Source organism: Paenibacillus sp. HGH0039 (assembly GCF_000411255.1).
Taxonomy (GTDB): Bacteria; Bacillota; Bacilli; order Paenibacillales; family NBRC-103111; genus Paenibacillus_F.
The window spans coordinates 115010-126204 of sequence record NZ_KE150413.1; the positions used below are offsets into that span (position 1 = coordinate 115010).

At 54.4% G+C, this 11195-nt stretch carries 6 protein-coding genes; 5 read left to right on the forward strand and 1 reads right to left on the reverse strand.

All coding sequences use genetic code 11. From position 1 onward, the window contains the following. Positions 1-71 precede the first annotated feature (71 nt). Positions 72-1334 (reverse strand): sugar ABC transporter substrate-binding protein, encoded by a 1263-nt coding sequence (locus HMPREF1207_RS14875; protein WP_009675354.1) that lies wholly within the window; start codon positions 1332-1334, stop codon positions 72-74. Between the two features lie 267 nt (positions 1335-1601). Between HMPREF1207_RS14875 and HMPREF1207_RS14880 the strand changes: the two genes are divergently transcribed. From HMPREF1207_RS14880 to HMPREF1207_RS14900, 5 genes are all read left to right on the forward strand, one after another. Continuing rightward, complete coding sequence (locus tag HMPREF1207_RS14880) at positions 1602-3842, forward strand: glycoside hydrolase family 3 N-terminal domain-containing protein (protein WP_269212171.1); 2241 nt, start codon at positions 1602-1604, stop codon at positions 3840-3842. Between the two features lie 21 nt (positions 3843-3863). Then, positions 3864-7283 (forward strand): GH36-type glycosyl hydrolase domain-containing protein, encoded by a 3420-nt coding sequence (locus tag HMPREF1207_RS14885; protein ID WP_016423780.1) that lies wholly within the window; start codon positions 3864-3866, stop codon positions 7281-7283. A 160-nt stretch (positions 7284-7443) separates the two neighbouring features. Continuing rightward, on the forward strand, positions 7444-8409 hold the full coding sequence (locus tag HMPREF1207_RS14890) for a LacI family DNA-binding transcriptional regulator (protein WP_009675331.1): 966 nt from the start codon (positions 7444-7446) through the stop codon (positions 8407-8409). Positions 8410-8576: 167 nt separating this feature from the next. Further along, positions 8577-10196: a copper amine oxidase N-terminal domain-containing protein gene (locus tag HMPREF1207_RS14895; RefSeq protein WP_009675343.1), complete on the forward strand. Its 1620-nt coding sequence runs from the start codon at positions 8577-8579 to the stop codon at positions 10194-10196. Between the two features lie 178 nt (positions 10197-10374). Then, on the forward strand, positions 10375-10953 hold the full coding sequence (locus HMPREF1207_RS14900; RefSeq protein ID WP_009675353.1) for a TetR/AcrR family transcriptional regulator: 579 nt from the start codon (positions 10375-10377) through the stop codon (positions 10951-10953). Positions 10954-11195 lie beyond the last annotated feature (242 nt).

Sequence of the window (11195 nt, forward strand, 5' to 3'; positions counted from 1 at the left end):
AGGATGGACCGTTAATAGCCGGACCGGCCCCTGCGGGCCGGTCAGCTTGGGGTTATTCCCCGTCCGTGCGGTTACTTGTTCAAAATTTGCTGAGCCTGCTTGTTGAAAGCATCCAACTCCGGTTTGACTTCCGCCTGACCGCGGTAGATGCGTTCGAAGCTTTTCAGGTAAGCCTGGGCGATTTCTTCCCAAGGTTTGATCATCGGCATCGGCTCGGAAGCCTTCATCTGCTCGCCGATCACTTTATAGTTCGGATCTTCCTTCAGAACAGGGTCTTCCCAGGCTTTCTTGGCGGCAGGCATCGACTGTGTCATTTCGAGCCATTTCAGCTGGGTTTCCGGCTTGCTCATATAGGCCAGGAATTTCATCGCTTCTTCTTTATGCTCCGTATGCTGGAAAACCGACAAGTTGGAGCCGCCCAGCGCGGAAATGTTGTTTTCTTTCTTCGGAAGGACGGCCGTAGCCCATTTGCCTTTCAGCTCGGGAGCCTTGTCGTTGATGAGCTTAACCATCCACGGGCCGCTGATGAACATCGGCACGATGCCGTCTCCGCTCAAGCCCTGCACAGCGTCGATACCGAGATCCTTCGGCGCCGAGCCGTTCTTGAAGAAGCTGTTGAGATAATCCACGGCTTCAACGAACTGCGGCTGATCGAACAAAGGCTGTTTGCCGTCCAGCAGCTTGGAACCGTTTTGACGGGCGAACATGAAGGTCAGGGACTGCTCCTTCGGATCGAGCGAGATGCCGTATTTGCCGCTGCCGCGTTTGGTCAGCTTTTGGGCGGCGTCCTGAAGCTCTTCCCACGTTTTCGGCGCCTCGTTATAGCCCGCCTCTTTAAGAAGGTCCGTGCGGTAGTAGAGAACGCGGGTGTCGATGTACCACGGTACGCCTACCGTTTTATCTTCATATTTGGTCGTTTGGATCGAACCCGGATAGAAGTTGTCTTCTTTGATTTCGGGATATTTGTCCGTCATCGGTTTAAGGTCCATCAAAGCGCCCGCCGCCGCGAATTCCGGAATCCAGGTCGTTCCCATTTGCAGAACGTCCGGACCCTTCTTGGAAGCGACCGCCGTCAGCAGCTTGTCGTGAGCCGAGGCCCAAGGCAGCGCCTGCACATTGATTTTGATGTTCGGATTATCCTTCTCGAACTGCTCCGCGATTTTCGGAAGGGATTTGGCTTCTTCGCCCATTCCCCATACATTCAGTGTCACCTTACCTCCGGACTCTCCGCTGCCTTTATCGCTGCCGCCTGCGTTGCTTCCTCCGCAACCCGATAGAACGCTTGTCAAAAGAACCGTAGTCGCAATGCCTGCCGCCCAATTTTTCCGTTTCATACTGTCTGCCTCCCGTAGGAATCCTTATTATGGTGATAGTTTACCCTTAATCGTAAAGGTTAAATGTGAACAGAAAAACAATCGAAACGTTTCGAAATCATTATAAAACATCCTGGAACCGTATTCAAGTTCTATTTTGGAGAAGTGTAAACCGCTTACAAAACTCTTTTTTCTTGACAAATTCCGTTTGACTTCATTCAAAAGGGAGGGTTATAATTCAAATCAAAGAAAATCGAAACGTTTCACTTAACGTTCTATGTAATCATTTTGCGAAGTGCTTCGGTGCTCGTATCCATTAAAACTTCTATAACTAAAGCAAGAAAAAAATCTGCGCGAGGAGGCGGCGAAATGACGGAACAACAGCTGCTGGCTAGGATAAAGGAAATGACGCTGGAGGAAAAAATCGCTCAGCTGCTGCAGCTGGCGGGTCCTTTTTTTGAAGGGGCGGACGGGCAGATTACCGGTCCCATGGCTTCCATGGGCATTACCGGCGAGATGACGGCCCACGCGGGTTCCGTTCTGGGCGTAGCCGGTGCCGGGCAGGTCAAGGCCGTCCAGGAAGCTCACCTGCGCGGCAGACCGGAAGCGATTCCGCTGTTGTTTATGGCGGACGTCGTGCACGGATACCGGACGATCTTCCCGGTACCGCTGGCCACCGGCTGCTCCTGGGATATGGAGCTGGCCGAGAAAAGCGCGGAAATCGCGGCGAGAGAAGCCGCCGTATCCGGCGTGCACGTGACCTTCGCCCCGATGGTCGACCTGGTGCGCGATCCCCGCTGGGGACGCGTAATGGAGTCGACGGGCGAAGACCCGTACCTGAACGGGGAATACGCGCGGGCTTTCGTGCGCGGATTCCAGGGCGCGGACCTGACCGGCGACAAGGAGCGGGTGGCGGCCTGCGTCAAGCATTTCGCCGCCTACGGCGCGGGGGAAGGGGGCCGCGATTACAATACGGTAGACATGTCGGAGCGCCAGCTCCGGGAGCAGTACCTGCCGGCTTACAAGGCCGCTCTGGAGGAAGGCTGCGAGATGGTTATGACGTCCTTTAACACGGTGGACGGCATTCCGGCCAGCGGCAACAAACGCCTCATGCGCGACCTGCTGCGCGGGGAATGGAACTTCGACGGCGTCCTGATCTCCGACTGGGGAGCCGTCAAGGAGCTGATTCCGCACGGAACCGCCGCGGATGAAGCCGAAGCCGCCCTCCGGGCGATCGAGGCGGGCGTCGACATCGAGATGATGACCGCGTGCTACGTGCATCATCTCCCGGCGCTTGTTGCCTCCGGCGAAGTCGATGAAGCGCTCATCGACGAAGGCGTGCTCCGCATCCTGCGGCTCAAACAGAAACTCGGCTTGTTTGACGCCCCGTACCGCGGCGCCGATGAAGAGCGCGAGCGGGAAGTGGTGCTCTGCGCGGAACACCGCAGCGTGGCAAGGGAACTGGCGCAGAAGTCGTGCGTTCTGCTCAAGAACGAAGGCGTCCTGCCGCTGAAGCCGGAACACAGCATCGCCCTGATCGGCCCGTTCGCCAAGAGCGGCGACATTCTCGGGCCGTGGTCGTGGCTCGGCTCGCAGGACGAAGCGGTGCCGCTGTACGACGGCCTGGCCGCGCACACCGATCCGTCCCGGATCACGGTTGCGGAAGGCTGCGGCATCGAGAGTGGCACGCCGGAGCAAACCGCGGCCGCGCTGGAAGCGGCGCGCGGCGCCGATGTGATCGTGCTGGCGCTGGGCGAGCACTCCGGCATGAGCGGCGAGGCTTGCAGCCGCGGAGACATCCGGCTGCCGGAAGCGCAGCTGAGGCTTGTCGCCGAGCTGCGGACGCTCGGCAAGCCGATGGCGGCCGTGCTGTTCAACGGCCGTCCGCTCGACCTGCACGGCCTGATCGATCAGACGGACGCCGTGCTGGAGGCTTGGTTCCCGGGCACCGAAGGCGGCGCGGCGATCGCCGATCTGCTCTTCGGCCGGGCGAACCCGTCCGGACGGCTGTCCATGAGCTTCCCGCACAGCGTAGGGCAGGTGCCGGTCTATTACAATCACTTTAATACGGGACGCCCCAAAGATGCGCAGGACGCCCAGGAACATTACGTTTCCAAATATCTGGATATTCCCAACGAGCCTTTGCTTCCGTTCGGGTTCGGTTTAAGCTACACGACCTTCGCCTACGACACTCCGACCCTTGACTCTGCAAGGATGACGGCGGAACAGCCGCTGACGGTACGAGTCAATGTGACTAATACGGGAGAGACCGCAGGAGAAGAAGTCGTCCAGCTGTATATACGTGACATGGCAGGTGAGGTCGTCCGTCCGGTCAAGGAATTGAAAGCGTTCCGGAAACTGTTCCTGAAGCCGGGTGAAACGGCCGAGGTACGGTTCGACTTAACCGAAGAACAGCTCCGTTACCATCATTCCGACTTGAGTTTTGCAAGCGATCCGGGAGAATTTGCCGTCTTCGTCGGCCCGAACAGCCGTGATACCGCAGAGCTCCGGTTCCGACTAACGAAGTAAAGAAAGCGAGTGAACATCACCATGACCCAGTTGAAGGATCGGTCGTTACAACTGAAATCGGGCAGCCTGCAATTCTCCTTCCTGAACAGCGGGGATATCGCGGAGATTGTATCCGGTTCTACCCTGATCAACCAATGGATCGGTAATCCGCTGGACGGTTCCATGAACAACCTGTATCTGCGTCTGCACCGTGAAGAAGGCATTCAGGCGTATCCTCTGCTCGGAGTCCGCTCGGCCAGCCACATGAGCCGGAAGGAGTCCGGCATCGCTTGGAACGGAGAAATTGAGGGCATTTCTTATGAAATAACGTTTACGCTGACTCCGCAAAATATCTGGTTTTGGGACGTAAAGGTGACGGGAGGAGCCGGGGATACCCCGGTTGATGTCCTGTACGGCCAAGATCTCGGTCTAGCGGACAAAGGAGCGGTGCGGAGCAACGAAGCGTACATGTCCCAATATATCGACCACAGCGTTTTCCAAGACGAAAAGCGCGGGTATGCCGTCTGTTCCAGACAGAACCAGCCGCAGGGCGGGGCTTTTCCGTATGTGCAGCAGGGTTCGCTGACGGGAGCGGATGGATACTCCACCGACGGCTTCCAATTTTACGGGCTTTCCTATAAAGAAACGGATAAGCCCGAGGCGTTAGCCCGTCCTCATCTCGCCAATGAGATTTACCAGTACGAGTTCGCTTATACGGCGCTGCAATCCGGTCGTGTCGTTCCGGGTGAGGAGCCGGTCCGGTTCGTTTTTTACGGACTGTTCAAAGAGAATCACCCCGAAGCCGTTACCGCTCTCGAGTTCGGAGAGGAAGTTTCCGCAGCCTGGGAGCAGGCCGAGGCTTTGAACGCGGTTGCCGACGGCAACGGCGACAGCGGCAGCGGCACCGACACCGACATCGTAAGCGGCTCCGGCGCTCTGGAACCGGCGCGTTTGTCGGATGACATCGGAGCGCCGCTTACCGGTTTGACGATGACTGCGGAAGAAGTGGCCGGATATTTTCCCGACCGCCGTCTGGAAGAAACGCTGGAAGGCGAGCTGCTTTCTTTTTTCACAGAGACAAATGAGCATGTCGTGCTGAAAGCCAAGGAGCTCCGCGTCGAGCGTCCGCACGGGCATATTCTGATGAGCGGGGATAACGCCCGTCTCCGGGAATCCGTTCTGACATCGACCGCTTATATGTACGGCTTGTTCAACTCCCAGCTGACAGTGGGCAATACATCGTTTAACAAAATGCTGACGAACGCCCGCAGCGCTCTCAACGTCTCCAAAACGTCGGGACAGCGCATTTATATCGAAACCGGCGGGGAATACCGTCTGCTGACGATGCCGTCCCTGTTCGAGATCGGGTTCAACTATACCCGCTGGTATTATAAACTGGCCGATGACACGGTCATCGTAACCGTCTTTACGGCGGCGGACGCGCCGGAGATTCGTCTCCAGCTTCGTTCCGTCCAGGGCAAAACCTACCGTTATCTGGTCACTCATCAGGTTTCGATGAACAACAACGAATATGAAGTTCCGTTTCATCTGTCGGTACAAGAAGACGGTCAAACGATCCTATTTACGGCGGACGAGGCCTCGGACAGTGCACAGGTTTGGCCGGATCTTACCTACCGGATGCAGGTCGCGGGCGCTCCGCTGCGCTTGACCGACGAAACGCGTCTTGCTCCGAAAGCTGAGCCGGGCTCCGCTTCCTTGGCTGTGCTGGAACTGGGGGAAAGCGCCTCCTGGAGCATGGCCGTTCAAGGTCTTCTGCGAGGGGAAGAGATGCCTTTTGCGGACAGGGAAGCGGATCTGGAAGCGGAACGTTACCGTGCGTTCCTAGGTACTGTCATGAACGGCTTCCACCTGTACCGGGCCAATGGGGAAAAAGATGCGGAGCTGGCGAAAATGAACGTGCTGGCCTGGTGGTACACCCACAACATGCTCGTTCATTACTCCGTTCCGCACGGCCTGGAACAGTACGGCGGAGCCGCCTGGGGAACGCGCGACGTATGCCAAGGCCCGTCCGAATACTTCCTGGCGACGGGGAAATACGGCGAGGTCCGGGACATTCTCCGGACCGTGTTTTCCCATCAGTTCGAAGACGACGGCAGTTGGCCGCAGTGGTTCATGTTCGACCGGTATTCCCGCATTCAGCAGGAAGAAAGCCACGGGGACGTCATTGTCTGGCCGCTTAAGGTGCTCGCCGATTATTTGAGCGCCACCGGGGATTTCTCTGTCCTGGACGAGCAGCTTCCGTATACGCGGCGCCACGGAGGGAACTTTACGGAAAAGACCGCTTCCCTGCTGGAGCATGCCGTCAAGGAAATCGGCTACATCCGCAGCCATTTCCTGCACGACACCCATCTGTCCTCCTACGGGGACGGAGACTGGGACGACACCCTTCAGCCGGCTAACGCCCAGCTGAAGCAGTTTATGGTCAGCTCCTGGACCGTGTCGCTGACCTACCAGGTCTTCCGCCAGCTCTCTGCCGTGCTGGCGGACAGCCGCGGCGCGCTGGCGGCGGAGCTGCGCGGCATGGCGGACGGCATCCAGGCCGATTACATGCGCTATATGCTGCCGTCCGAAGCGTCCGTGATCCCCGGCTTCTTGTACATGGAGGAGCCCGGCAAAGCCGAGAAGATGCTCCATCCGGAGGATACGAAGACGGGGATCACCTACCGGCTGCTGCCGATGACGCGCAGCATGATCAGCGAGCTGCTGACGCCGGAGCAGGCGGAAGCCCATTACCGCCTCATCAAGGCGGAAATGTACTGTCCGGACGGCGTCCGGCTCATGAACCGGCCCGCGAATTACGCGGGGGGCATCAGCACGAACTTCAAGCGCGCGGAGCAGGCCGCGAACTTCGGCCGCGAAGTCGGCCTCCAGTACGTGCACGCCCATATCCGCTTCGTCGAAGCGATGGCGAAGCTGGGCAAGACCGGCGAAGTATGGCGCGGGCTCCAGATGATCAACCCCGTCCGTCTGCAGGACGTGGTGCCGAATGCGGAGCTCCGCCAGAGCAACGCGTACTTCAGCAGCTCCGACGGGAAATTCAACACCCGCTACGAGGCGCAGGAGCGCTTTAACGAGCTGCGCGACGGCAGCGTGCCGGTCAAAGGCGGCTGGAGAATCTACTCCAGCGGTCCGGGAATTTACATGAACCAGCTCATCTCGAATGGTCTCGGCATCCGGATGGACACCGGAAGTCTCATCGTGGACCCCGTGCTGGGCGAGGAGCTGGACGGTCTCTGCTTCCGGTTCCGCATTCTGGACCGGCCTGTTACCTTCGTGTACCACCTGAGCGACCGTGAAGTTTCCCGCGTCACGATAAACGGACGGGAAGCGGCTGCCCAGCGGCTGCCCAACCGTTACCGGACGGGGGGACTCCGTCTGAGCGGCGAGCAGCTGAAAAGCCTGACCGAGGAAGGGCCGAACGTGATCGAAATTTACAGCTAAAGGCGAAGCGAAAGGCGATCTTCACGGATCGCCCTTTTGTATCTCTTTTACCGGTTCATTTAATGGTATAGTAAATAAATAGAAGCGTGAGTACGGAGTGTGAGAAGGTTAAACGAAACCGGAGAAAACAGCGAATGCAACAAGGTTAGGAGCGAGAATAGTGGTAAGCATTAAAGATATCGCAAAAAAAGCCGGCGTATCCATTTCGACGGTATCTTACGCGCTGAACGGCAGCCCCAAGGTAACCGACGAGACGTGCGCCCGGATTTTGGCGATCGCCAAGGAACTGAACTATACTCCGAATGCGGCAGCCCGTACGCTAAAAAAGCGGGAAAGTAAAATCATCGGCGTCTTTCTGACCGATTTCAGCGGACCTTTCTACGGACATCTTTTGCAGGGAATCAAGGAGTATTTAAACGGGCACGATTACGAGCTTATCGTCTGCAGCGGGTCCCAGTCCCACCGCTTCCTGCCGGAACGGATGATCGACGGGGCCATTATCCTGGATGCCGCTTTTACCGACGAAGAACTGCTGCAGCATGCGGACCGGGGCCATAAAATCGTCGTGCTCGACCGCGAGCTGATTCACCCGAACATCAATCAAGTGCTTCTGGACAACAAGGCGGGGGCCAATCTGGCTGCCGATTACGTCCTGGAAAAAGGGCACCGCAAGCTATATGTGGTAGCGGGGCCGCAAGATTCTTACGATTCCGACAAGCGCTTACATGCCGTCCGGCAAACCGTAGGGCGCTACAAGGATGTGGATTGCACCGAGCTGCCGGGCAGCTTCGATAAAGAGTCCGGGGAGAAAGCCGCACGGCACATCCTGGAGGCCTATAAGGAGCCGGCTGCCGTTCTTTGTCTCAACGACGAGATGGCGGTTGGCGTCTATAATACCGTGGCGGAATCGGATTACCGCATCGGCGAGCACATCCATATTATCGGCTTCGATAATATCGAGCTGTCGGCTTACGTCAGCCCGCGGCTGGCTACGATCGACTATTCCAAGCACAAGTGGGGCGCGTTGGCGGCGGAACAGCTTTTGAAGTTGATCGCCGGCGAGAAGGTCGAGCATGAACGGATCTACGTCACGCTGGTGAAGGGCGAGTCGGTGGGGGATGTGTAGGGAGGGTTAGAAGATTATTACGCTTTGTTTGTATTTGCACACAAATGGGGACTTACAGAAGAATACAATGTAAGTCCTTATTTTGTGAAATTTAATGGAATAAATTAGATACAGCTTTCGAAAAGCATACTATACTTGGAGTAATATTCATTCCAAGGAGAGTTTATATGAATAAAAAGAGCATATTTATAACTTTTTTAATGATCATCTTCGGTATCGTCTCATTTGCTGGTTCAGGATTTGCCTCAAGTGCCACGTTCTCAAAAGTTAAATCCGAAAGTATTCCTTTAAAACTGGAATTTACATTAAACAGCATAAAAGCTTTAATTGACGGTTCTATTACGGAACTGCCAGCGGCACCTGTTTTAGTTAATGATACAACCATGCTGCCTCTCCGTTTTATCGGAGAGTCTTTCGGAGCAGAAGTAAAGTGGGAAAACGATTCGAGAAAGGTTATTTTGACTACGTCCGAGAAGGCGATCCTATTACATGTGGGTGAACCTACAGCAACTGTTAATGGGATTGTAACGGAATTGGAGCAATCGCCAGTAATCGTTAATGATACGACCCTTGTGCCACTTCGTTTTATTGCTGAAAGTTTAAACCGAACGGTTATTTACGATAATGATACTAAAACAATCAGCATTACAGGGAAGGACGAGGGTGGGAAACCGCCAATTCCGGTTGATAAGCCGGAAGCTCCCATAAAGGAAAAGCTGTCACAGCCGTCTGTAGATAATTTAACCTTTATGCCTGGGAAAACGGTTATTTTTGTGCGAAACGAAGACGGAACAGGCAGCATTTTTCAGCAAGAATCTGTTTCAAGCTTTGTGGCGGATAAAACTGGGAATGTATACATGATTGATTTTAATTCGAGCCGTTCGGGCGACAGCGGCTACCGAATATCCGTGTATAACCAGAAACATGGAGACAACAGAAGATTACAAGAGGCGGTTGCTATAAATGAAAAGTTTAACCTTGAGTATACGGATAAAAGTGATCAAGTCCATAAAATAAGCTATCGGGATATTAAACCCATAAAACTTTTTTATGATGAAATCAATGATAAACTTTATATGCTTGCCAATGCCGGTACTCGTCGACAGGAGATCATTACGGTTTTTTATGAAATCTTGCCGGAAATCAAAGTGATTACCTATCATCTAGAACAAACTGATGAAGAAGGTATGAACGATTTCTTAACAACCCTAGATGGACAAACTTTCTTTTACAGTAACACGTTTATGGAGAGGGTTTACACTCAAACAAACAAAGAACGGAAAACCACGGGGTTTTTAAAAGAAGGAACAAAGCAACGGCTAACATCGGTAGTCAAAGACGGATCGATCTATTTATTAGACCGGGCTAATAAAAAAATAAGCCGTGTGCGGGAAGATGGTTATCTGGTAGAAGTGGCCCAGGTAAATTTAGAATCAATTAATAATGCGGTTGCCCGTGACGGGTATTTCTACGCAGTAGATAAAAAAGGTTTTTACCGGATAGATACCGACGGTAAAGTTGAAAACTATTTTAAACTGGGTGAATTGATTTATAATCAAGGTTTATATGAGCCCAAAAGCGGAACTTATGAAAGAATGGTACCCGGAGTGGATGGTTATGTGAATTTCCCCCAAAATAACGTTACTCATCAGGGGGAGAAATTGACAGGGCCTCTCGAATTAATCACTTACCCTGACTTCACCATCGATAATGTTGGAAATCTGATCCTTTACGATCCCTATGACCGTCTTCTTAAACGAATAAATATCTATAAGACGAACAAATAACTGAAATGTAGAAAACTATATTACCCGGTCCTTAGCAGCTGTATAAGCGGCAAGGGCCTTTTTGCGAATAAGGACCGGCATCGGCAGCTTCCCGGACGTCCGTCCCGAAAGGCTTCCTTTAGGGTTTGTCTGTCTATCCACGCGGTGATAAGATAGGGGGAGGAAGGGGAAGAGGGTTATGGCGAGACAACGGGCGTTTACTAAATCGGAGCTGCTGGATGCGACCGAGCGCTTATTGATGGAGCGCGGCTATGACGGCTTTCATCTGAAAGCCTTGTCCGAAATGCTGTCGGGCGCAAGAAGCACAATCTACGAATATTACGCCAACAAGGAAGAGATCGTCGCGGCCTGTATGCGCAGAACGATGGAGCAGACGATCGAGGCTTGCGAAGGCATCGAGCAACTCGAACCGGTAGCGGCCATAAAAAAAGTGCTGCTTATTTTTCTGGAGCTGTCGAACTTCCATACGCTGATGCTGGCGGCCCCCAAAATCGACGAAACGGCCTCGGACAAAGCGAGAAGGGATCTCGAATTTTTGAATGAAGGCCATGCGGACTTGAAAAAAAAGTTGACCGCTCTGTTCCAACAAGCCCAGGAAGCGGGCGCGCTGAGAGCGGATATTCCTCTTCCGGTGATCACGGCCGTTTTTTTTCATGCCATCGACACGCCGAATTGGCTGAATGTGCCGACCGAGGAATGGGCGGACATGCTTTTTGGCCTCTGGTGGAACGGCGGAGGGAATCCCCTGACTAAATAAACCGGGGTGACGTGTAAAGGAACCGCGGAGTTCCGGCAGGCCCCTTTTCCATAAGCTAAATTTGACGGCTATGTCGATAAAAGACGTCTGCCGCTAAAGCTGACCTTGCTGAAGTTGTCAGCCTGCGGCACATGCCGGACTATAAAAAAAGCCATCTTTCCGGCTGCCCTGAGGCAGCCGGAAGATGGCTTTTTTTTGCTGACGCCGCTGACGCCGCTGACGCCGCTGACGCCGCTGACGCC